Annotated in this window: 19 protein-coding genes and 2 pseudogenes; 14 read left to right on the top strand and 7 right to left on the bottom strand. The window is 37.5% G+C overall.

Going from position 1 to position 24,160, the window contains the following annotated elements; genetic code table 11:
* Window positions 1-336 precede the first annotated feature (336 nt).
* From BK580_RS02045 to BK580_RS02025, 5 genes are all read right to left on the bottom strand, one after another.
* A complete protein-coding gene (locus BK580_RS02045; protein ID WP_078378722.1) occupies window positions 337-1,140 on the bottom strand; it encodes an ABC transporter ATP-binding protein in 804 nt (267 codons plus the stop codon).
* Complete coding sequence (locus BK580_RS02040; protein WP_078378721.1) at window positions 1,140-2,171, bottom strand: FecCD family ABC transporter permease; 1,032 nt, start codon at window positions 2,169-2,171, stop codon at window positions 1,140-1,142. The genes BK580_RS02045 and BK580_RS02040 overlap by 1 nt, the downstream gene beginning before the upstream one ends.
* The gene (locus tag BK580_RS02035) at window positions 2,168-3,208 is read right to left on the bottom strand and encodes a FecCD family ABC transporter permease (protein ID WP_078378720.1); all 1,041 of its coding nucleotides are present in this window, start codon (window positions 3,206-3,208) and stop codon (window positions 2,168-2,170) included. Before BK580_RS02035 ends, BK580_RS02040 begins: the two co-directional genes overlap by 4 nt.
* On the bottom strand, window positions 3,201-4,283 hold the full coding sequence (locus BK580_RS02030; RefSeq protein ID WP_078378719.1) for an iron-siderophore ABC transporter substrate-binding protein: 1,083 nt from the start codon (window positions 4,281-4,283) through the stop codon (window positions 3,201-3,203). Before BK580_RS02030 ends, BK580_RS02035 begins: the two co-directional genes overlap by 8 nt.
* 377 nt (window positions 4,284-4,660) lie before the next feature.
* Complete coding sequence (locus BK580_RS02025) at window positions 4,661-5,542, bottom strand: hypothetical protein (protein WP_139364821.1); 882 nt, start codon at window positions 5,540-5,542, stop codon at window positions 4,661-4,663.
* A gap of 287 nt (window positions 5,543-5,829) precedes the next feature.
* On the opposite strand from BK580_RS02025, the gene BK580_RS23860 reads away from it, so the two are divergent.
* The 9 genes and pseudogenes from BK580_RS23860 to BK580_RS01980 all read left to right on the top strand — a co-directional run bounded on the left by BK580_RS23860 (window position 5,830) and on the right by BK580_RS01980 (window position 13,782).
* Window positions 5,830-6,102: a Parvovirus coat protein VP1-like protein gene (locus BK580_RS23860; protein WP_328589034.1), complete on the top strand. Its 273-nt coding sequence runs from the start codon at window positions 5,830-5,832 to the stop codon at window positions 6,100-6,102.
* Window positions 6,103-6,247: 145 nt separating this feature from the next.
* Window positions 6,248-6,742, top strand: a complete 495-nt coding sequence (locus BK580_RS02015) for a DUF2243 domain-containing protein (RefSeq protein WP_078378716.1) — start codon at window positions 6,248-6,250, stop codon at window positions 6,740-6,742.
* Window positions 6,732-7,535: a cytochrome c oxidase assembly protein gene (locus BK580_RS02010; RefSeq protein WP_078378715.1), complete on the top strand. Its 804-nt coding sequence runs from the start codon at window positions 6,732-6,734 to the stop codon at window positions 7,533-7,535. Before BK580_RS02015 ends, BK580_RS02010 begins: the two co-directional genes overlap by 11 nt.
* Window positions 7,536-7,719: 184 nt before the next feature.
* A complete protein-coding gene (locus tag BK580_RS02005) occupies window positions 7,720-8,961 on the top strand; it encodes an MFS transporter (RefSeq protein ID WP_078378714.1) in 1,242 nt (413 codons plus the stop codon).
* Between the two features lie 625 nt (window positions 8,962-9,586).
* A pseudogene (locus BK580_RS02000) lies at window positions 9,587-10,564 on the top strand (S66 peptidase family protein).
* Between the two features lie 701 nt (window positions 10,565-11,265).
* Complete coding sequence (locus tag BK580_RS01995) at window positions 11,266-12,177, top strand: S8 family serine peptidase (protein ID WP_078378713.1); 912 nt, start codon at window positions 11,266-11,268, stop codon at window positions 12,175-12,177.
* 20 nt (window positions 12,178-12,197) lie between these two features.
* On the top strand, window positions 12,198-12,833 hold the full coding sequence (locus BK580_RS01990; RefSeq protein WP_078378712.1) for a hypothetical protein: 636 nt from the start codon (window positions 12,198-12,200) through the stop codon (window positions 12,831-12,833).
* A 9-nt stretch (window positions 12,834-12,842) separates the two neighbouring features.
* Window positions 12,843-13,259, top strand: coding sequence for a hypothetical protein (locus BK580_RS01985; protein ID WP_078378711.1), 417 nt, complete (start codon window positions 12,843-12,845; stop codon window positions 13,257-13,259).
* A gap of 184 nt (window positions 13,260-13,443) precedes the next feature.
* The gene (locus BK580_RS01980; protein WP_078378710.1) at window positions 13,444-13,782 is read left to right on the top strand and encodes a hypothetical protein; all 339 of its coding nucleotides are present in this window, start codon (window positions 13,444-13,446) and stop codon (window positions 13,780-13,782) included.
* A 246-nt stretch (window positions 13,783-14,028) separates the two neighbouring features.
* On the opposite strand, the gene BK580_RS01975 is transcribed toward BK580_RS01980, so the two are convergent.
* Window positions 14,029-14,439, bottom strand: a complete 411-nt coding sequence (locus BK580_RS01975) for an ABC transporter substrate-binding protein (RefSeq protein ID WP_078382605.1) — start codon at window positions 14,437-14,439, stop codon at window positions 14,029-14,031.
* A gap of 84 nt (window positions 14,440-14,523) precedes the next feature.
* Between BK580_RS01975 and BK580_RS23855 the strand changes: the two are divergent.
* The 4 genes and pseudogenes from BK580_RS23855 to BK580_RS01955 form a co-directional block, all read left to right on the top strand.
* Window positions 14,524-14,742 (top strand): annotated as a pseudogene (locus tag BK580_RS23855) (hypothetical protein); the annotation flags it as partial.
* Window positions 14,743-15,280: 538 nt separating this feature from the next.
* Window positions 15,281-16,396 (top strand): hypothetical protein, encoded by a 1,116-nt coding sequence (locus BK580_RS01965; RefSeq protein ID WP_078378708.1) that lies wholly within the window; start codon window positions 15,281-15,283, stop codon window positions 16,394-16,396.
* 284 nt (window positions 16,397-16,680) lie between these two features.
* A complete protein-coding gene (locus BK580_RS01960) occupies window positions 16,681-17,007 on the top strand; it encodes a PadR family transcriptional regulator (protein WP_078378707.1) in 327 nt (108 codons plus the stop codon).
* On the top strand, window positions 17,004-17,570 hold the full coding sequence (locus BK580_RS01955) for a DUF2812 domain-containing protein (protein ID WP_078378706.1): 567 nt from the start codon (window positions 17,004-17,006) through the stop codon (window positions 17,568-17,570). Before BK580_RS01960 ends, BK580_RS01955 begins: the two co-directional genes overlap by 4 nt.
* A 190-nt stretch (window positions 17,571-17,760) precedes the next feature.
* Here BK580_RS01955 and BK580_RS01950 read toward each other — a convergent pair whose 3' ends face one another.
* On the bottom strand, window positions 17,761-22,083 hold the full coding sequence (locus BK580_RS01950; protein ID WP_078378705.1) for a S8 family serine peptidase: 4,323 nt from the start codon (window positions 22,081-22,083) through the stop codon (window positions 17,761-17,763).
* A gap of 688 nt (window positions 22,084-22,771) precedes the next feature.
* Here BK580_RS01950 and BK580_RS01945 point away from each other — a divergent pair.
* Window positions 22,772-23,695, top strand: a complete 924-nt coding sequence (locus tag BK580_RS01945) for a S66 peptidase family protein (RefSeq protein WP_078378704.1) — start codon at window positions 22,772-22,774, stop codon at window positions 23,693-23,695.
* Window positions 23,696-24,160 lie beyond the last annotated feature (465 nt).

Here is a 24,160-nt window from a genome sequence, read left to right as displayed (position 1 = left end):
TCTGATCGTTCCCTCTTTTTCTCGTTTTTCGGTTTTGAGGGCACGATTACGCTCTGATCGTTCCCTCTTTTTCTCGTTTTTCGGTTTTGAGGGCACGATCACGCTCTGATCGTTCCCTCTTTTTCTCGTTTTTCGGTTTTGAGGGCACGATTACGCTCTGATCGTTCCCTCTTTTTCTCATTTTTCGGTTTTGAGGGCACGATTACACTCTGATTGTTTGCTCTTCATATAAACTAAGGATCTAGGCTTAAATGAACCTTGTACTGAAAATATATCCAAAAGTCGAAGACAAATATAATATCCTATACACCTAAAAAAGTGGACGAGGTATGTCCCTCAGTCCACTCTATGATATCTTCCTATCGGTATCACCAAAGGAGAACCGGAAATTGGATCTTTTATCACCGTACAATCAAGCCCGAAAATTTCTTTAACGATTGTGCTTGTAATAACCTTTGATGGATCGCCTTCAACGACAAGCTTTCCATCTTGAAGCGCAAAAATATGATCAGCATAACGCGCGGACAAGTTAATATCATGGAGAACCATGACAATCGTCGTACCGTATTTTCGATTAAGGTCCGTGAGCAAGTCAAGAATCTCAACTTGATAGGTGATATCTAGAAAAGTTGTCGGTTCATCGAGGAATAAAATGTCGGTTTGTTGTGCCAGAGCCATGGCAATCCAGACGCGCTGCCTTTGACCTCCGGAAAGCTCATCAATATTATGGTTAGCAAATTCCGTTATATCCATAATTCTCATCGCTTCGGCAACTGCCTCATAATCCTTTTTTGACCATCCACTGAGCAAGGATTGATGTGGAAACCTCCCTCGTCCAACTAAATCTGCTACCGTAATTCCTTCTGGTACAATGGGGGATTGCGGTAAAAGTCCTAAGACTCGGGCCAATTGCTTTGGTGGAATTTTGCTGATCGGCCGTCCATCTAGAGTGATGATTCCAGATGTAGGCTTTATCAGCTTTGATAGAGTCTTAAGAAGTGTAGATTTACCGCAGCCATTTGCTCCAATAATCACGCTTATTTTATTACTAGGTATATCAAGGTCTACTCCTTGGATAACCGTATTATTATCATAGCCCGTTACGACATGGTCAGCTTGAAAAGTATGTGTCGGTTTCATTAGAATTCTCCCCTTCGATTCATTCGGATTAGCAAGTAGATTAGATATGGCGCTCCGAGTAATCCAGTTATGATACCCACAGGGAATCTGTACGCAAAAGCAAATTGTCCGATTAAATCTGCCGCTAAAACCAAGTTAACGCCCACTAGACCCGCCGGAATGATGTTTGAAAAGCTAACTCCGACTAGTCTATTCGCAATCGGTCCCGCAAGGAAGGAAACAAAGGCTATTGGGCCCGTCGTAGCTGTGGCAATGGCAATCATGATAACGGAACTCAATATAAGCACAATTCTTGTCTTATCCGTACTTACACCAAGGGACGAAGCCGATTGTTCTCCAAGCTCCAATATACTTAGGTGTCTTCCCAGTATGATAACGATAGGTGCAAAGATAAAAACCGTTATAACAAGAGGTGGAAGTGCATGCATTTGTGAGCCGTTGAGACTACCCGCCAGCCATCTAAGCGCTGCGGAAAGATCTTGTTGAGCACTCATTAGCAGAAGATAGGATACGACTGCGTCAAGCATGGCCTGTATCCCTATTCCAATCAGGATTAACCGACCAATTGAAAATGACCTGCCCCTGGACAATATATACATAATGACGACGGTAACAAGCCCAGCAATCACCGCAGCAATGGAAACAACAGCTCCACTTGCATGAAGTACTGTGATGCAAAAAACTGCTGCAGCACTTGAACCAGAAGTAATACCGATTACGTTCGGGTTTGCCAGCGGATTACGCAGCATGGTCTGGAAGATGTATCCCGCAATACCGAAAGCAAATCCTGCGAAAAGACCTGCCAACATTCTCGGGAGACGGATCGTATTAATCGCAAAAGAGGCACCTTGTATTTGCTCTCCTGAAAGTGCTCGGATGACCTCTTTAACCGGATAAATGGTACTTCCAAGTAAAAGCATGGCACAGCAAAGAACGCAAGCAAGTACCGTAAGTAAGCCGGTAATAATTACCCAACGCCGGCGCCTTTGACGTCTGCCTGCCATAATAAATTCAACAGATTGATTTTTCATAATGACCGCACTTTCGATTTCTTAGCTAATATGATTAGTATTGGAGCTCCGATAAACGCTGTAACTACACCGACTTCCAGTTCTCCAGGGCTACCGATGAGCCTGCCGCTTACATCTGATAGTGTCAAGATGATTGCCCCTGAAATAGCTGACATAGGGATGACAAAACGCAAATCGGGACCAAGAATAAGACGTATGACATGAGTAGACAATAGCCCCACAAATCCAATTGGACCAGCTAGTGCTGTAGCCGCTCCGCACAAGATAACACCACCAAAAGCTGCAAAAAGTCTCAGAACTCCCGTTCGAACACCAAGTCCTGATGCCACTTCGTCTCCTAATGCAAGTGCATTAAGTGCCGGGGCAGTAACAAAAGCGATCAGTATACCGACGATCAGAAAAGGGATGAATTGAGTAATAGCTTCCCAACTCGCTGAACCGACGCTTCCCACTTGCCAAAACCTGAATTGATCCATGACATAAACGCGTGGAATCAGTATTGCCGTGACAAGAGAAGAAAGGGCGGCGGTTGTGGCGGCCCCTGCCAACACAAGCTTAATGGGCGTGGCACCTCCACGCCCGATCGAACCTATTCCAAATACGAAAACAGCCGTAATTGAAGCACCTGCTAAAGCTAGCCAAATATATTGAGTTGCTGTGCTTATGTTCAAGAATGCAATTCCACAAACAACAAAAAGGGCAGCACCTGTGTTAACTCCTAATATACTAGGGTCTGCAATCGGGTTGCGAGTGACAGATTGCATTAGTGCTCCAGCTACTCCGAGTGCTGCACCGCAAAGTAGACTAAAGATCGTTCGGGAAATCCTCTTACGAACCACATTTGCACCGTAGGAATCCTCGTTTTGGTAAAATAAACCGTCTATCAGTTCATTTAAACTCACCACACGAGAGCCTAAAACAAGAGATGCCAGAATGCATACTCCGAGCAAAACAATACAGATTACTAGAACCTTCGTAAAGTTTTTCGGAATATGCAACTCTAGCTGTTTATTTTTTAAATCCGGTGTACTATTCATTTACTTTGTTAGCAGCTTCTCCTATTAATTTCAGGTATTCATCAATCGTATAAGCAATCGAAAGTGGATTTGGAGTTCCAGCAGCTACTAAAGGCGTATCGCTGTCAATTAATACAACAGAACCTCTTTCGATTGCAGGAATTTTACCAAGCAATGAATCTGCTTTAATAGCTTGATACAACTCATCATTACCATAGCCAATTAATATATCCGCATCATTTAGAGCCTCAGCATTTTCAGCACTTAATTTCAAAGAATAACCGTTTGGATCCGTAATCTGTTCTGTAATACTTTCCGGATAAGTCATTCCCAGCTCATGTAGGAAAGAGACGCGAGAGTCTATAGGAGTATAAATATGTAATTGAGACATATCGTTAGCTGAAAAGTTAACCCAAACTACTTTTTTCCCTTCAATCTGAGGATATTCACTTAACTTTTCGTTAACCATATCCTCCGTGTCTTTAATAAGTTGTTCACCTTCTGTTTTCATGCCTATACCCGTTGCATTGAACAGAACCTGCTCACGCCATGTCGTGGACCAAGGAGCAGTCGGATAAGCCACAACTGGAGCAATTTGACTAAGAATATCGTAATCTTCCTGCGTGATACCAGAGTATGCTGCAAGAATAACATCTGGGTTTGAATCTGAAATAGCCTCAAAATCAAGGCCGTCTGTATCTTGGAATACATTAGGATTCGTTATACCAAGTTCCTTAAGCTTTTCCGCTGTCCAAGGTAGGAGTCCACTGTCATCCTGAACGCCGAAATTTGCCGCTGAGAAGCCTACAGGCTCAACACCAAGTGCTAGCACTACATCATGATTTGCCCATTGAATGGTAGCCACTCGTTCAGGCTTGCTTTCAATTACCGTTTCGCCCAAAGCATGCTTAATCACGATCGGGTATTCAGAATTTTCATCTTGTGAATCAGTTGTTTCGGTATTTTCCGTAGCACTTTCATTAGGAGTTGATTCGGGTGTTGAACTTGATTGCTCACCCGAACAAGCAACTAGTGATAGCATAAGCATAGCCGCAATGATTAACGTTAATAATGAGGTTTTTCGTTTTATATTCATTTGTGTACCCTACCTTATAAGATGTTTGTTTGATAATGATTATCAACATCATTAAATGTATATTTTTTATAATAGTTTGTCAATATAATAGTTTTGTAATGCGATGCAGGTCAGTGGAGTCTGGTGAGAGTGATTTGGCTGACATACTTGTGTGATGAATAAGATAAGAGAAGTTGAAACAGATAAATGAGAGGGACAAATATTTAAGGGATTTATACTAGTGAAGATACTTCCAGCGTGAAGGTAGTAAAGCTACTATGGGGGTCATTAGTGACTTAGTTAATGAAGAATTTTGAAGCAGTGAGAACCGTCCACTGCTTCATATACCAAGATACCAAGGGGACTGTCCCCTTGGTATCCCTTGGTATCCATCGCTATCATTTAACCATTATATGAAACGATACTTGATGACGAGGCCAGACTATATTAATCGCTATAGCTTGTGGCTCCAAGTTATCTGGAACAGTAAATTTATTATTAGTATCGGAAATTCTTTCTGTAAACATAGTTCCTTCCTTTAAGTAAACTAACTCTGCAGAATAATCATCCGGCTCTGAATCAAACGAAAGAGAAATGATATCTCCTCCATTAACGTCATACACTTCATACTGCTCATCTTCCAATATTCCCAATGGAAGAATGTAAGGTTCTAAGATGTCATGTGCTCCTCCTGTTCCTGTAGAAGAATAGCCTGTTAAAGGATCATCTATGACCACTTCTTTCTCATTGATCATCACTATTGGAATAGGAAATCCATCTTGATCAATTTCTTTTAATTCCTGTGACACTTGATAGCTATTCATCCAAGTTGGCACCATTATAATGAGAAGAATAATGAAAGGTGTACTGATTAATAAGCCCTTCTCTCTCTTTTTAGGAAAATTAGGTAATTCATCAAATGTAAAAAATATTGCAGCTACTACAATTGCTATCAAAGCAAATAATCCCAAATTATCTTTAAAGAGAACTAGACTTATAAGAATAGCACTACCAATATGTATGAGGAAATTAACAGCAAGACGTAAAAAACCATCCAGATATTTTGTTACAAAGCCTGCTAAGATGGTTACTGGAAGAGCTGTAGTTAAAATAATTGGAACTCCAGATATGCTGAACCAAATTATAAAAGGGAAGTAATCATTTGGTATTAGTCCCTCTCCCATCAAATTTTCATTTAACAACTGAGTTAAAATTGGCCATAAAAATAGTAAAACAATATACACAATAAGGCTTTTAAAAGTGACTTTTGCTTTATGCATTAACATATAATCCCTACTCTCATTTTTTCCTGACCTAAACTTCATAACCAAAATCATTTCTTTAACAATCGCTTTCTACTAGTCTATTATCCTTTATAATCATGTTAAAATAAATATCCAAAATCCCCTTTATTACCAATAATCTAATCATTCCACATTACCCTTTAATTTCTTTATATACTCCACTCCATAATTTCGCATTTTTACTAGGTTAGCAGCCCTTCCATTACTATCTTGATTACATAATCTAAGAGTAGTAAATCCATTTCAAGAAAGAAGGAAGTATTATGATGAACAGGTCGAGAAGACCGCACTCCGGTACCTGCATGCCTGGATATAGATGGTGTGGTCCTGGTTGTTCGGGGCCAGGTGCCCCAACGAATGAAGTAGATGCTTGTTGCAAGGCACATGACGAATGTTATCGGAGATTTGGTTCCACAAGATACTGCGACCAACTATTCCAAAATTGCCTCCTACCAAAAATCAACTCACATAACCAAATGGGTAGAGATGCATCGTTGTTTTATAGGGTTATGAGGGTGCCAAGGGTTTTTCGGTGAGGATTATATACCAAGGGGACTGTCCCCTTGGTATCTTGGTATCAAAAAAGTGGACGAGATCCCTCTATCCCCACAAGGAATAAAATGGAATTTACTGGTGAGAATAATGTCAATCAACGAAAAACGCATGAAGAGGGAGCGTTACATGGAGCCAAGAATGAAAAAGAGAAACAACGAAGCAAATTATAGAACACGTAATCTCTGGTCGGGAATTTTGTTCGGGCTTGGGTTAATAGCTTTTATGGATGAGACCGTCTTTCATCAGTTTTTGCGCTGGCATCATTTTTATGATAAATCCACAACGGACATTGGTTTGATCTCTGATGGGTTGTTTCACGCATTCAGTTTTTTTGCAACCATTGGCGGACTGTTTATGTTAGCAGATCTTAGAAGACGTCATGTATGGTCCCTTTCGAGATGGTGGGGAGGTGTGTTGCTAGGCGCTGGTATATTTCAATTATATGATGGAATTATTCAGCATAAGCTTATGCAATTACATCAGATTCGTTATGTAGAAAATGTTCTGCTATATGACATCGTATGGAATGTCCTTGCGGCTGCGATGATTATTGCCGGAATCATTCTCCTTAGAACAAAGACACATCAACAAGCAGAAGGACCTGTTTCACATGAACCATGAACATCATCACGTTATCGGAATGGGAGCACAAGTCATATTGGCAATGCCATTTGTCATCATACGGGTGCTTTATGTACTAGCTGTCATTAATTCAAATCGTCGCTACAAAAATTGGCCATATTACCGCACAGTCTTTTGGATTATGGGGGTTTTTGCTGCAATTGTGGCAGTAGCTGGGCCTTTAGCACAGCGTTCACACGCTGATTTCACCATGCATATGTTCAGTCACTTGCTTCTCGGAATGCTTGCTCCACTTCTCATGGTGCTCGCCACCCCTATCACGCTTCTATTACGAACACTACCTGTTGCACTTGCAAGAAGACTTACCCGAATGTTGAAAAGCACTCCCTTTCGTATTGTTACTGATCCGATTGTTGCTTCTGTTCTAAATGTCGGAGGGTTATGGATTCTGTATGCGACGGACTTGTACGCAGCTATGCATGAAAATGCGCTTTTACATATACTAATCCATCTACATATATTTTTGGCTGGTTATCTTTTCACGTTTTCGATGATTTATATCGATCCTGTGTCACATCGAACAAGCTTTGCCTATCGTTCAATTGTGCTAACTCTTGCATTAGCCGGTCATGGCATTTTATCCAAATACATTTATACTCATCCCCCAACAGGTATTCCCACTCCGCAGGCGGAAATAGGTGGGATGCTTATGTACTATGGCGGTGACGCTATTGACTGTGTTATTATCTTCATCCTTTGTTATCAATGGTACAAAGCAACAAGACCTCGAACGATTGTCACGATGAGCAAGAGACATAGTGGGATGATGTGAAATGATACCAAAGGGACTGTCCCCTTGGTGCCCTTGATGCTATGTTTCTTATACACCTTTCGTCGCAGTTACCCCATTAATTCCCTGATTAATAAGAAGTACGTAGAGTTCAAACTTTCGCTGAATGTAGCTGTCTCCCTCTCAACTTATAATTAGTTTATCTAAAGTTGAAAGGGAGACTAAAATGAATAGTCTATATAAGGATTCTCGTTTTCGTTACATTATTTTTGCAAATATAGCTTCTTCTGTAGGTACAGGGATTACTATGATTGCCATTCCTTGGCTTTTAGTATCAAGCCAAAATGGGAATGAGGTATTTGGGTATGTCGCCATCGCCATGACTATCATCAATTTTATTCTTACTCCTTATTTAGGAAGCCTGATTGATAAGCTTTCCCGTAAGAAAATAATCGTAAATAGTAAAGTGGTGAGCCTTCTAGTATTGCTCGTTTTTTCGATAATCGGTTTCACTGGTGTGGACTATGAGTTGTGGCATTATATTGTGATTTACATGATTGGTAGCCTGTATTACACCATTTTTTTCCCGACGATGTTTGCGCTGAATCAAGAGTTGTTTCATAGGGATCAGTTCAAAGTTCTGAATGGTACGATGGAGGTTCAGGGGCAGCTATCAAGTATGCTTGCCGGAGCAATCGCGAGTATCCTCCTGTTAAAATGGGATTTGCATTTTATCTTGCTGTTGGATGTTGGTATGTATGCACTTGCCATTTATTTTTTTATAAAAGTCCCTTATACAAGAAATCGTGTAGCGAGAACCTCGAAAGTATCGAATGTAAAAGTATCGGCGGCAATCGTTTACTTAATGAAGCAACCAGCGATGTTCCTCTTTCTGCTAGCGTCTTCTCTTCCATTTATTACGGTAATGCTTACGAATTATTTATTCCCGGTATACTTGGCAGATGTCTTAAGGGTGGAGGGGAATATTTATGGAATCCAAGGGATGATTTACGGCTTAGGTGCCATGCTGGCTGGGGTATTTGTCCCTATGGCCGCACGAAAATTCGGGGATGAAAAAATCATTGCAACCTCCATGCTTCTCTTCACACTGGCCATCACTTTCATCATCTACATGTCGATTCCTGGGTATCTATTCCTGATGCTGTTTATCGCCATTGGGAATAGTGGTGCAAGAGTGGCCAGAAATGCGTTTATGATGGACCGCATTCCAAATGAAATTATCGGAAGAGTGGATGGTCTACTGAGAGCGATCGGCCTTCTGTTGAGAATTGTGTTGCTGGGCTTTTTTACAGGCTTAGTTTCTATCGGCCTTATAACGTTATGTTTCACTATATTGGCTGGGATTTTAATGATGGGGTCTATCTATGTTATCCTGTGCGGGAAAAAGAGTTTTATCTTTCAGAAGCCACAGGATCAGGGACAGGATCTGTCACTGCGGACACCTTAGATGATGAATTCAGGGAAGTGTTAGATAAATCTCGGGATCCGTCAGATAAAATTCAGGATCTGTTAGATAAATCTCAAGATGTGTCAGATAGCATCTAATAAATGCTCCACATCCAAGGTGAATTACGAATTTCGGTTAAGAATTCCCGTATATAAAGTTAAAAATGAAAAATATCTTTCGAAAATCCCATTCTCAAATAAGATTTTTGATCATTTCTATAAAAAATCATAAGAAAAACCGGGAAAACCCCGCCCGGTCCTTTTTTGTTTAGCGAATATCCGATATCTGACTCACCTTTACGCTCCACAGCTTAGAAGAAGCTCCACATTTTATTTTTAGAATTTTTAAAATAAATAACGAGGTACCTCTGGACACTATTCACAAAAATACTTGAATATGCTAAAGAAAACCATTTAATGCTAGACAACTATTTCTATGAAGATAGCATTTTAGACGACTTATCTGTGCATAGCTATGAAAATTATATGATCAAAATTTCTATAAGGATAGTAGAATGAAGTGACCACAGGATCCCCCCTCCACTTCTCAAATAAATTTCCCATCATATATTAGTAATAATGTGCGTTCAAGAAAGCATGAAGAATAATTGGGGGAGCGAATAAACATGGCGAATAGACCACCAGTGCTGCAAAGCGGAGATACAATTGGTTTGGTTACTCCGGGAAGTCCTCTTGATGCAACGATTATAGATGCGAGGGTGCAATTTTTGAGAGACATGGGGTTTACTATTGTTTTTGGCAGGTATGTGTATTCTTTTGATGGGATCGTGGCTGCACCTGCAGATAAAAGGGCAGAGGATATCATGGATATGTTTGAAAATCCGAATGTGAAAATGATTCTACCGACACGTGGTGGGACAGGGGTTCAGGGTATTCTTCCCTTTTTGGATTTTGATGTCATCAGGGAAAATCCCAAGATCATTTCAGGGTACAGTGACATCACCGTCCTGTTGAACAGCCTGTATCAATTTAGTGATCTTATTACTTTTCATAGCCTGATGCTCATTGATTTTCGGTTGGAAACGCCCGCTTATAATTTCAATCAGTTTTTTGCTGCGACTTCCACGTTCCTTTCACCACGTCCCATTCAAAACCCACCGGAAATGACGCTCATGGGTGTCACTCCTGGAAATGTGACGAGTCCCATAGTTGGAGGGAATATGACATCCATCGTGAATACGCTCGGTACCCCTTATGAAATCGATACAAAAGGAAAAATTCTATTCCTAAAAGAGGCATGCTCCCACTAATATGATTCTCCGGTACCTTACGCAGCTTTCTATGGCAGGAAAATTCGATGATAGCCTTGGCATTATCATGGACAATGTACGGATTGCCCCGTTTCTTATAACACCACCTATGCAGACCTGATTAATTATTTTCTAGTGCCGTTGGAGAAACCACTAATGGTCAACCTTGCTACTGGACACGGCAGATACAAAACCGCCATTCCCATAAGAGCGATTGTCAATCTGAATGCCACCAATAGGAACCTACCGTTTCTAACTGAGAGCAGCTTCACAGGGACAGATTCCTCGACTCGTGTTAAACATCGATCCGTTCCCTACAAGCTAAGCAAATGATAGTTAGTTGGAAGACCGTGCGTTCTAATTGATAGTTTCTAATATGGTCACCTAACCTAATCACTATTTTGATTATATATAAAATCCTAATCCTTCAATTCTAGCTTACAATTATACTCATAGTAACATAGGCAAAAAATCATCAGATGTATCTGCACACATACAATCATCTATTGCACAGAGAACTTACTTTGTGTTTAAACATTCTTCACATATTAAGTTATCATTACTACCAAAAACCAGATAGTAAACTATATCTTCACTTAAAACATAATCACGTATTAAACAAAAAGTATCTATACAATCATCCCCTTACTTCCTTTCGTTATTTAAGAACGCTGAAGAAAGTAGAATATCAATAAAATAAAAATACTAATACAGTAAAAGCTAGGGCTAAATTAAGTAATAATATGTTAAATATTTCAATTGTTGAAATCCCTAGAATTCACAAAATCCAACGAATAATAAACTCTTCCAAATGTATGTTAACTTAGTATTTTCTTCTCTTAATAATGAAACTACCATAAAGTATAAAAAATAACTCATTACGTTCTTAATAGAGATTTAAAAAAGATGTTTAATAAATATAAAATAACTATAAAATTACTCCATGAAAATGAATGAAAATATAAAAATTGTTGTTTAACTATAATTTTTATATAATTATTTAGAGAAAATTTAGTATACTGCTTTTGGAGGTAATGATGAAGAGATATTGGTTGTGGGGCATTATTGTTTTAATACTATTAATAATAGTATTTTATTTCTTTAGTAAAAGTATCAATGAAGAGAACTCTAAAGAGCCAAAATTATTAGATGGTAATTGGGGATATGAGTTTTTAAAGATTGATAAAATCCATGAAAACTACAAGGTAAAAGGTAACGGTGTTAAAATTGCAATTATTGATACTGGAGTATCTGATGATAGCAGAATAACTAATGTAATAGAAGGAAAGAATTTTATATTGTCAGAAGAGCCTTATTTAGATGATCATGGTCATGGTACTCATATTTATGGGATTATAGCAGGAAAAGATATAGGAATTGCACCTGAAGCAGATGTTTATATAGCAAAAGCACTTTCTTCAGATTTAAAAGGAAAAATTGAAGATATAATTGAGGCAATTGATTGGTCCATTGAAAAGAACGTAGATATTATACTAATGCCCTTTGGATTCTTTCAAGAAAATAAAAAACTTGAGAATGCGATTAATAAAGCACTTAAAAAGAATATTTTTGTAGTGTCATCAGTAGGTAACTATGGTTTAAAGGATAACATAGATATTATGTACCCAGCAAAATATTCAAAAGTAATAGCAGTAGGGGCCATAGATAAGAATGGAGCTATCTGGAAAGGTACTACCAATGGTGAAGAATTAGACTTTTTACTACCAGGACAGGAAATTTCGAGTTATTCATTAGATGGTAATTTTTTAATTGCTAGTGGAACCTCTATGGCATCTGCATATATGGCTGGATTTATTGCATTATTTATAGAATTTAATAGTGATTTATCAAAGAAAGAACTTCATGGAAAACTATTGAAAAATAGTTATAACTTAGATAAAATACAAAATGGTGGTGTTCTGGAAATAGATAAAATGCTAGAATAATATGATTAAAGGAGAATAATATGAAAAAGTTTTTTAGTGTTTTCTTAGCTTCTATTATGTTGTTGTCAGTTCTTTTACCTTCGTATTCATCGGCATCTAATATAGATGTGTCTGTTAACTATGTGGATATAGATGAGCATTTTATAAAAGAACTAACTGAAGAGTCAGGTACCGATTTTACTGATGTAGATTTAACAAATTTTGAAGAGGAATATGCGTTTCTATTAAATGATCCGGTTTTTAGAGAATTGGAGGAGTATCTGGTTCTTAATGAACAAGATGTTATTCTAGACGATAATGAAGTAACAGGTCAATGGGTTCCATTAGCTGCTGCCGCTATTAGACTTTTAGCAGGTAAAGTCGGAACAAAAGCTATTGATAAAGCATGGAAAATCGCTAAACCACATGTTGATAAGGCATTAAAAGATCTAGACAGATATAAGTTTGTCGTAAATACCAAAAACGGGAGATATTTAGGAATCATTGATACAAAAAGTAAAAGCAAAGATAAAACCGTTTTTGCTCTAGATTACCATCAATTTAAAGAAGGAAATAAACGTACCAAAGATGATGTACTTCATTATCATGTAATTCCAAACATCAAAGCGCATCATATAATATATCCTTCTGATCCTAAATGGGAAACAATTAAATAGAGGTGGATTATGAAGCAATATCAATATGAAATGGAAGAAAATTGTTCAAAAGAAAATTTCCAAAGAGTTATTAAGCGAATATTTCCAGAAAAAAAAATAATATACGCATTGATTCCAGAATACTACAATGATTTCCTTTTGGAACTTTCTCCAAAGTTTGTTACAATAAAAAAAGTTGAGGATGATAAAAATTCTTACCCGAAGAGTGAGTATACATATGGTTATGTTAATGATGAAGAACTCTACTTTGCATTCGAGTTTTATGAAAGGGCAAATTTAATTCCATTTGTTATCACTAATGAAAATGTCGAATTCAACGAAGTAGTGATTGATTCAGATAGCTTTTATAACTACTTTAAAAAAAATAATATCCCACATATTACTGTAGGTCACGATCAAGAGTATTTAACCTTTTTTAATAATTAAAAATAGATTAAAACATGCTAAGACAAAACCCAGTAAATTAAACTAAAGAGGCCCGGAAGAACAAGTACTTGTTCTTCCGGGCCTCTTTGTATATTTTTTTGTTTCGTTACTTTTTACATATTAAAATAAGGACAACCTCTGATAGAATTAAAGTTACCACACAATAACCAACGGAGGTGTCCTTATGTTTAAAGATTCTACCATGAATCAAGTAATTTTACCCCTAGATTTAGAAATGAAACTTCAGGAAAATGATGTTGCCTATGCTGTCCACGATTTGGTGGAACAAATCCCCGAAATCAAATGGGAAACTCCAGAGGCACTTTCTACTGAAGAACTTTCGGAAATTGCCGCAAAGTTGGAAGACAAAATAGAGTGCTTGAATCAAAAAATAGAATCATGTGAAGACGTACAAGAAAGAAAGCAGCTTCGTTCCGCACGTAAAGAAACCTCCAAACTGCTCCCCCGTAATTATTTCACTATACCATGCGGAAATAGTCGATATTTACCACACCACTTTTAACCTCGCCTAACCAATACAAAAATATAAGTTAATCAAACGTTTGTTTAAAAATTGTTTTTTAAGCATAATTTAAGAATTCCACCCTACCACCAAAATATCAGAAGACTAGTGTAAATTGAAAAAAGGACAAAAAATGTGCTCCAGTCCTACACTCATTCTTCCCCGATAACTTCTCATCGGTGCGTAATTTCCCATTTTAACTTTGTGAAAACGGTCGAGGAACCTCTAGTCCCATGTCCCTTATGCTCAAGGGACCACAGGGACAGGTACACTCTCCACCACCCCTTCATAAAACACCACTACCATGATTTTCTCGTATTCTTCTGCAAGAGGAAGTACCGCTAGCGTATCACCAGAGCTAGATGATCCGACTAGAAAATCCACCTTATCCTCTTCTAATAGTTTCATAGCCTTTCTTACTGCTACATCAGGTTTGGTTTCCGTATCCTCTACAACAAATTCTATCTTTTTTCCAGCAACTTCATTGGTCCCGTCTGTTGCATACTGAAGTCCAAGTTCAAACCCTAGAACTGTTTGCTTTCCATAGGTTTCAAGTGGTCCAGTTAGAGAAGCGAGAACCCCTATTTTAATGGTATCCTCTGAAGAACTTACCGATTCGCCTGAACAGGCAATTGTGATGAGAAGCGAAGATATCATTATTATTAATGCTACTCTTGATTTAAAGACATTTATACTCTTCAATTTTCTTCCCCCATTTCTAGTTATCCCTTGTAAAGTACTATGAGAAGACAAAAACTTATAGATTTAAAATTAGATAAAAAAACTCCGTATCTATTTATAACTTTGGAAAATGGATACACAATTTTCGTCAATGGTTTTCACGACTTTTATGAATGTTGGCAAGCAGGAGTTCAATTTGATGAAGAAGATTGGCTTGTAGTCGCAGCTCCTGGTGATCAAATTGCTATTTGGGCTCCACCTAGGTTTAATCCAAAATAAAAAATAGCTGGTTGACTTTAATAGTCCATCAGCTATTTTTTGTTTTCACTCTGTTTTTGGTGAAAATAACGTAGGCAAATAAGAAGGCTCAAGAGATTTACTACTCGATTAACCTAGCTATAAAAAATATCACCCCTCTTCGTTGAGATGATAGCCTTGTCTTTTATTTAGTTGTGGTAGGTACTTGATCCAACAATACTTTGATATATTCCTGGCTGGCGTATCTCATTGTCTGTTCTTTCACATGAAAAATCAGCGTAATTGGTTGTGTTTTCCCACCTTACAGTTTTAGCCTTAATACATTAGGGTACTATTTAGAAGATGATAAGCTTACTTTTATTAGCGATGGGCAAGGCATTTAACTAATAAGGGTTAGTGTATTCAAATATAGCCTATCTTCTCAATTAGTATATAAACATAATTACTTAATAAACTAAATGTTATAAAATGTAGTTCTTTGCTTCGTAATGTTAAGAAGGATATACTATATAGAAAATGTTGTGAGGTACACTTAATTACAATAAATGAGGGTTTATTAATGCATAAAATACTATATCTACATGCAAAACTTTGGTTGTTAACGCTTTTATTAAGTTCTGTTACTTTTTTCAGCTACTATACTGGGGTAACAGGTGACCCTTTGGGACTTTATTGGAAACTTTCGCCTGTCCTTTATCTTGTTTTTTTGGCTATGGGGATATTATTATTTAGGGATAAGATTGAGGTGCATTTTAAAAATCAGTGGCACAGTCTTTTTATTTTCTCCATTACTTTATTGAATCTACTAATGGTTATGTATTTCGGACTCCCAAAGTATTATTACGTATTGGGGACAAGCATCAGCCAATTAGTAATTTTCATTATAAGTCTTTTACTATTTCTCTTGGTAAAACCCAATGTATTAAATACTGTATTAAATCGGTATTACTTTGTAGCATTTGTTATTGGGATATCCTTTTTGTTTTTGACTGAAAAGGGATATTTTGGACGAAATGAAGTATTAAATTCAAATACTTGGGGATTATTTGTTGCTCCGTTTCTCATTTATCTCTTTATAAAACAGAAGCGAGTCATGACAAAAGCTCTCATCTATATTGTAGGATTTATTCTTCTCTATCTAACCGGTGCTAGAACTACTTTGTCTGCTTTTGCTACTCTACCTTTGTTTATATTTTTATTTAAGAAATTAAAACGACCAAGAATGATTTACACCTTACTACTTGCCTTCGGATTACTCTTCATATATCTAAGTGCATATGCTGATAACGCGTTACTATACGAACTATTATCAACTAGAGACAGAATTTGGTTGGCCTATATCGAAAATAGTACAGCATCATTTTCTACTCTGATCACTGGTTCAGGAATATGGAAGATTCCATCAGAAAATCACGAGGCACATAATACCTTCCTGAGTTTGCTAAATTATAATGGTCTCCTTGCTTTGTTATTATATGTAGGGTTTATTGTATTTGGTATGAGGAGGAAATCAACTAATTTTACTGTTTCGGATGGGATGGTATTTTTAGCTGTTACTTTTCAGTTTGCAGAATCGAATATTCCACAGTTTTCGTATCTTTTTCCTTCATTCATCTTTCTTACTAATATGTTATTGAATAAGCAATCAGAGGATGTGGAAATGGAAGATTTATAATTTAGCTCGGAAATAAAAGACAAACGAATAGATAAAAGCAGAACTTAATGGATGAGTACTCTTAATTCTTTCAAGCACACAAACATTGTTACCCAAGTCAATAGTGAGAGACTTTTCAAAAATAATGCGAACGCATGCTACTTTACTATACAGGTAGTTTTTTTATTTTTCTGATTTTAACCTATTGTAATATATATCCTCTTAGGATATAGTCAACTTATATCGTCTATCGATATAACGTCAAGGGATACACTTATTATCATTTTATTCTGGAGTTGATATTAATGCCAGGTTCCCAGTACCCACCTCTATCAGAATCAACATACTATATTTTATTGTCCCTAAAAACACCACTTCATGGCTATGGCATTATGAATAATGTTAAGAGTCTAACGAATGACAGACTTTCCCTTGCCCCTGGAACGCTTTATGGTGCAATTAGTCTTCTCCTTAAAAAAAATTGGATTTCACTCAATTCTTTAAATGATGACACTAGAAGAAAAGAATATGTTCTAACGGATGCCGGTCAAGAAGCTCTTGTATCTGAAATAAAAAGATTGAAAGAACTATACTATAACGGCTTAGAAATGGTGGAGGGGGATCAAGGATGACCAAAAAAGTAAAACGTAATATACTCAAGAATATTTTTCTTGAGTATGAAAAGGAAGAGAATTGGCTAAACAATATGTGCAAACAAGGATATGCACTTAGTGAAATTACTAATAATTATTATCATTTTAAAGCGTGCGAGCCAGGGGAATTTTCATATCGAATTGAATTCTTAAAAGAAGAAAGAATCCCAGAAAAAGACACTTACTTAGGCTTTATGAATGAGATGGAAATTGAACATATCGCTGCCATTAACAGATGGCAGTATTTTAGAAGAAAAGCCATACTAGGTGAGTTTACTATTTATTCAGATATTAAATCAAAAATAGAGCATTATCAAAGGATTAACATTATATGGTATATACTAGCAGTTATATTTATCTTACCGGCATTTTTTCTACTATCAGATCTAATTGCAAGTTTTTTTATGAAAGTAGATATAAATTTACCAGGTGCATTAATGAATATTGCTCTCCTAACCATAGGATTATTTTTCCTAAAAAAAGCACTGCCGCTCACAAAGAAAATTAGTGCTTTAAAAAATGATCAGAATCTTTATGACTAACTGGTATATGATAAAAGATTCCTAATAAATACTTTCAACGCTCCTCACGCACAAAAAGGATATGCTCTCAATGAAAGCATCGTGAAATATGTTTGATAATTCGTCAACTTTTTAAGAGGTGGTTTAGATCATAGATTTACGAAAATTCAAAAAGTGGACAGAGGAACCTAGTCCCTCTGTCCACCAATAATTATTTCACAATATTGCCATCGACTACTTTTGGTCCTCCATAGATATAGTAGTTTTGTACTTTTGTTTCTTTTAGATATTTTGATAGATCACTAACCATGGATTGGCCATCTACTAACACGATTGGCATGTTGTTTTTGGCTGCGAAATGGCTACCACTTAGTGCATCAGGGAACACTTTTCCATTTGCGATTCCTACTGCTGATGTTTGTGGATAGTACTTTTTCGCAACCTCTAGCGCTGTTAAGTATCTAGTTTGTCCAGATACACGGGTGATATCCGTTGCTCCAGCTGCTTTTAACTTTTTCACTGCATCCTCAGAAACTGCTGCTTTTCCACCAATTACAGTGACTTTTTTCACTTTGTTCTGCTTAATGTATGCTTCTATCTCTTTTGATAATGTCGAACTGGATGAATTCAACAAAATAGGAATTTGATTATCGCTCGCATAAGGTGCAATAGTTAATGCATCCGCAAAATTCAATCCTGATACTAGTATAATTTCTTTTGGATTTTTGGATACTTTTTTCGCTATTTCAATTGAAGTGTGCGTTCTACTGTGCCCTGAAACTCGCTCTACTTTAAAGTTCTTTTTAAAGGAATTTTCTACTTTCATGGAAACCGCACTAACGCCACCAAGGATGAGAATTTTTCCATCTGACTTAAGTAATCGCTTTGCTTCTTTTAGGGCATTTTCTTGAACGGTGTCGTTATCACTTACAAGTAATACAGTTCCGTTCAATACATCATTTAACACTACTCCCGCTAATGCATCAGGATAATTATTTCCGTTTGCTAGCAATACATAGTCTAATGATTGATCAGGAATACGACTAGAGAATGCAAGAGACGTCCCATATCTAGTCGAACCAGAGATTCGTTCAACTTTTCCGTTCTCTGGTACCATCTTAGCTTTTATAGCTACCTGATAGGGCTTTAAGCTTGGATTTCCATCGGTACTTGATAGGGCTAAATAGTATGGACCCGCTTCTTTTCCTGTTGTGAGGAGAATTTCCGCATCCCCTTGTCCGTAATAATTAGATTCCTTGACAAGTTTTCCTTTTTTATCAAATAATTGAATTTTCCCATCAATATCTGAAGGTACATTAAATGTAATAGCAAGCTCACTATTCTTCCATGCTGGAATTTGATACCAATCGACATCTTGACCATTTGCTACATAGTTAAGATATCCCGTTGCTTCCCAATCAAAATCTCCAACCTGGGTAAGAGAAAGTGGCTTAGATGGTATATTATTCTTCACTACATTTCCAGCATCTTCATCATTTGAATTTACCGGACCAGCCATTAATTGATAAGTAGAAACCGGTACTTTATTCATTTCCCACATATAATTCATTAAAACGATAAAGTAACCAGCATCTGCCTTACGCTGGAAGGAACCACTCTCCCCTGCAAACTCCCAGCCTCTATCTAAGACTCTAATTGTGCTGAATTCCTCTTCATCTAAATATTGATCTCCATTTGTATCTTCTACAATGTAGACCATCGGATCAATCGGCGTCATCTTATAATCCTTCGGGAAATCATCTTTCTTAAAGGATTTATCTACATCCACATAAAAGGCAAATAGCTCATTCTTATCACCTGGTTGTAAGTAGAACATATCTAAATCATTGGTGATATCAAAATTTCCTGAAATCGTATTTCCATTTAGAATAGTTGCGCTATCCTCTGTATCATTGGATTCATTTTGATCTAGAGTACCTTCAAGGATTAGCTTAGATTGTAAAGTGTAAGGCTCAAATGTAGCACGCATTTGCTCATTATAAACTGCTAGAATATAACGTTTTCCACCCTTTAACCCTGCTTGGATAAAATCCTCTAGGCCCGTCATTCCAAAGTTAAGCTGAACAGTTGCCCAACCAAATAATTCATCGTATTCCAGTAATTCCATAAATGGCGTTATTTCGTCAGATCCTGAAACTTCAAGGTGATAGATACCATCTTTTGATACTTCAAATTTAAATAAATCGATATCATCACCATATTGAATATATTCTGAAGCAGAATCACCTAACTGATACGGTATTGCTGTTTCCCAGAAATAATCTTCTTCGTACTCCTCGGAATCATCTTCTAGGATTGGCGTTATTTCTGCATCTTTTCGTTCCATTCTTTTCGTTGTATATTCCTTCAAACTGAGTCTTTCTTCTATGACTTCTTCTTCGTACTCATACAACCCATAAGGAAAACCATCCAAATCTTCTGGTAATACTTTTCCTTCGATGGAAAGGTCATAAGCAATATGGGACGAATGAGTACCTATTCCATCAAACCATATTCCGCTAAATTCATCAAAATAGCCGATTGAACTTGCGACTTCCACTTTATATTTATAGCCAGGAATCGCTTCAAAAGCTAATGTTTCTCCCTTTCCTGGTCCATTAAAATTACTATAATCTACGACATATTCTTCTTCGTACTCTTCATCATAAACCGTCACTGCTAAGCTAACATCTACACTCGGGATTCCACTAACCTTTGCTTTGACAGTTTGAAGTTCTTCTACTTCAAACTCAAAATAATCCTGATCCCCAAATTCTCCCGTTAAAAATTCCTTTGCTTTAGATTCGAATGGCAAAGTATTGATTTGAACTGGGTTTTCATAGCTGTTCGTATCTTCCTTAATTTCTGAAAACTTTTCTAATAATAATGTATAATCAGCGTTTTGTGTAACATCCGTGTTATCATTTACATCTTGAACACTAACAACAAGTGTTCCATCCATGAACGCTTCATATAGATATCCTTCTTCATTCCCAACATCTGCAAAATTCACCTTGAAGTTATCGACATGATCTGCTTCTCCAGTTGGATAGAATCGATACTCTAGCTCATAATCATAATTAGCTGGAACCTCTAAGAGACTTTGGATGAATTCCCCTTCTTTTACATCAACCTTATAAAAATCTTGTTGGTATGGCTGTTTAATCGCCCCACTTGAAGATGTTTTCCCTTGATTAAAGGTTAATTTTTTTGCAACACTTACGATATCCTCTTCATCTACCTTAGGCTGAGCAGGGATAGACGTATTACTCTTTGTTAGAGCTTGAACCGGATTCACTAACCCGTGCCCGTATGTTAAATCATAGCCCTTTTCTCCAAGATCATCTGCTGTTGTTTTCAATAAATATTCTACTTCATATGGTGAAAGATCTGGATTTTTCGCTAACAATAAAGAAGCGACACCAGCGACCACCGGAGAAGCCATGGATGTTCCACTCAGGTTCATAAAAGTAGACGTTCCAGTATAAGCTGCGTTATAAATGTCACTTCCTGGAGCTACAATATCCACCGAAGCACCGTAGGATGAGAAATATGTTAGCTCTTTATTTTCATCTGTAGCACCAACGCTAATTACTCCTTTATAGGAAGCGGGGTAACCTTTATCGCTTGTCCCAGAGTTCCCAGCAGCTGCTACAACCACAACATTAGAGGCAATTGCATAATTTACTGCTTCTTCAATGATTGTGGAAGGATAAAAGCTACCTAAGCTCATATTAATTACTTGTGCACCATTATCCACTGCATAGATAATTCCTTCTGCGATTGCGAAGTCAAATGCTCCCATATCCCCGTTAAATACATCGATTGCTATAATTTCTGCTGAAGGGTTAATCCCTACTCCACCAATTCCATTGCCTTTTTCTGCAGCAATAATCCCGGCTACATGGGTTCCATGTAAATCAGCTACAGGCTTTCTCATCGGATCCACAATGTTTACTGAATCTATGATTCTCTCCTTTAATTCAGGATGATTTTGGTCCATCCCAGTATCAATAACTGCGACACGAACCTTATTGTCCCCAACTAAATTCTGTGCTTTTAACACATCCAATTGTTGAATATGATACATATCATTTATTTTTGGATCGACTGTCCCTAGCTTTTTATAAAGAACACTTGGTGTAACAGACGAAACCTTCTGCATTTTTTCATATGCTTTTAATGTTTTCGATAAGCTCGATTTAGCATTTACCTTAATAACATCATAACCAAGTTTCGGATAGCTTTTTACTAGAGTTGCTCCTGCATTTCGATGCTCCTGCGGTGACACCTTATCCTTATATTTCACAATATAGGTAGTGTCACTTACCGCTGCCTGTTCCTTTACTTTTTGATAGGAGTTTTTATTCGTGTTTTCTTCCGCCATACTTTTAAAGCGATTGGTGAAACTTAAATAATCCTTTTCTAAAGCTCTTTCTCCTCCAGTATAAGCTAGTGCTTGTAATGGTGAGCTTGCTACTACTGCTGTAATAGCTAACGGTATAACAGCCTTGCTCCATTTTCTCCAACGCATCCTACGTCTTCCTCTCTTCTCTCATGTAAAATACAAGATTGCGAAACTAGTTATATTTAGGTTATTTGCTAAATACTAGAATATTATAGCAGATATTCCTAAAAATAAATCAGTCTATTTTCATAGATTTTATTATTTTTTAAAAATTCAAAAAGCAACAGGACCTCCCCCACTGCTTTGCTTCTTCTACTCCATTAACTTTACAATTTCGTTAGCGACTTTTTGGTTAACGACGGTTGTACCGCCGAGGATGGTGTAGGTTGCTTTTGGGTTATTAGAAGTTTGATAGCCACGGTGACAGTCCCACTAGCATAGATTATTATCCAAAAATCAGTGAAAAAAATAATAGGCTCTTTTCGTAAAGATTGTTGCTTTAAGCTGGTGAAAAGTCGGCATTTGGACTTTTTACCGGCATTTTGCTTAGAAAATAGAAGAAGGCTCTCGATTACATAATGGAAAAGAGCACGATTGCAACGATAATGACGGGTTGATTCTATTTACGAAAAGCAACAAAGTATGCGAATACAGCCAAATAATAAGAGACCCTATTGTAGAAATGTTAGATGTTTGTTCCCTAGAACAAGTGTCCCTATGGTCACTCACACTTCTCAAATAAATTTCCCATCATATATTTAGTAATAATATGCATTCAATAAAGCAGGAAGAATAATTGGGGGAGCGAATAAACATGGCGAATAGACCACCAGTGCTGCAAAGCGGAGATACAATTGGTTTGGTTACTCCGGGAAGTCCTCTTGATGCAACGATTATAGATGCGAGGGTGCAATTTTTGAGAGACATGGGATTTACTATTGTTTTTGGCAGGTATGTGTATTCTTTTGATGGGATCGTGGCTGCACCTGCAGATAAAAGGGCAGAGGATATCATGGATATGTTTGAAAATCCGAATGTGAAAATGATTCTACCGACACGTGGTGGGACAGGGGTTCAGGGCATTCTTCCCTTTTTGGATTTTGATGTAATCAGGGAAAACCCTAAGATCATTTCAGGGTACAGTGACATCACCGTCCTGTTGAACAGCCTGTATCAATTTAGTGATCTTATTACTTTTCATAGCCTGATGCTCATTGATTTTCGTTTGGAAACGCCCGCTTATAATTTCAACCAGTTTTTTGCAGCGACTTCCACGTTCCTTTCACCACGGCCCATTCAAAATCCACCGGAAATAACGCTCATGGGTATCACGCCTGGAAATGTGACAGGTCCAATAGTTGGAGGGAATATGACATCCATCGTGAATACGCTCGGTACCCCTTATGAAATCGATACAAAAGGAAAAATTCTATTCCTAGAAGAGGTCCATGCTCCCACTAATATGATTCTCCGGTACCTTACGCAGCTGTCCATGGCAGGAAAATTCGATGATAGCCTTGGCATTATCATGGGGCAATGTACAGATTGCCCCGTTTCCTATAACACCACATATGCAGACCTGATTAATTATTTTCTAGTGCCGTTGGAAAAACCACTAATGGTCAACTTTGCTACCGGACACGGCAGATACAAAGCCGCCATTCCCATAGGAGCGATTGTCAATCTGAATGCCACCAATAATACATTAACTGTGATGGAACCAACCGTTTCTAACTGAGAGTAGGGTCACAGGGACAGGTCCCTCGACTCGTGTTAATCATCGATCCGTTCCCTACAAGCTAAGCAATTGATAGTTAGTTGGAGGACCTTGCGTTCTAATAGATAGTTGCTAATACTTTTCTTCAGCGTCTATGCAACTCCACCACTTGACCACCAAACTGCTTCCCCATAATTATTTCACTATACCGTGCGAAAATAGTCGATATTTACCATACCACTTTTAACCTCGCCTAACCAATACAAAAATATAATTTAATCAAACGTTTGTTTAAAAATTGTTTTTTAAGCATAATTTAAAAATTCTATCCCACCAAAATATCAGAAGACTTGTGTAAATTGACAAAAGATATGCTTCCTCCACTACGCTCATTCTGCCCGATAAATCCTCCCAGCTCGTAATTTCCCATTATAACTTTGTGAAAACGGGTCGAGGAACCTAGTCCTGTGTCCCTCATACTCATAG

The sequence above is a fragment of the Sutcliffiella halmapala genome (assembly GCF_002019665.1).
Taxonomy (GTDB): Bacteria; Bacillota; Bacilli; order Bacillales; family Bacillaceae_I; genus Sutcliffiella_A; species Sutcliffiella_A halmapala.
Note: the sequence above shows the minus strand (reverse complement) of the source record. Positions and strands in the feature narration are given on the sequence as shown.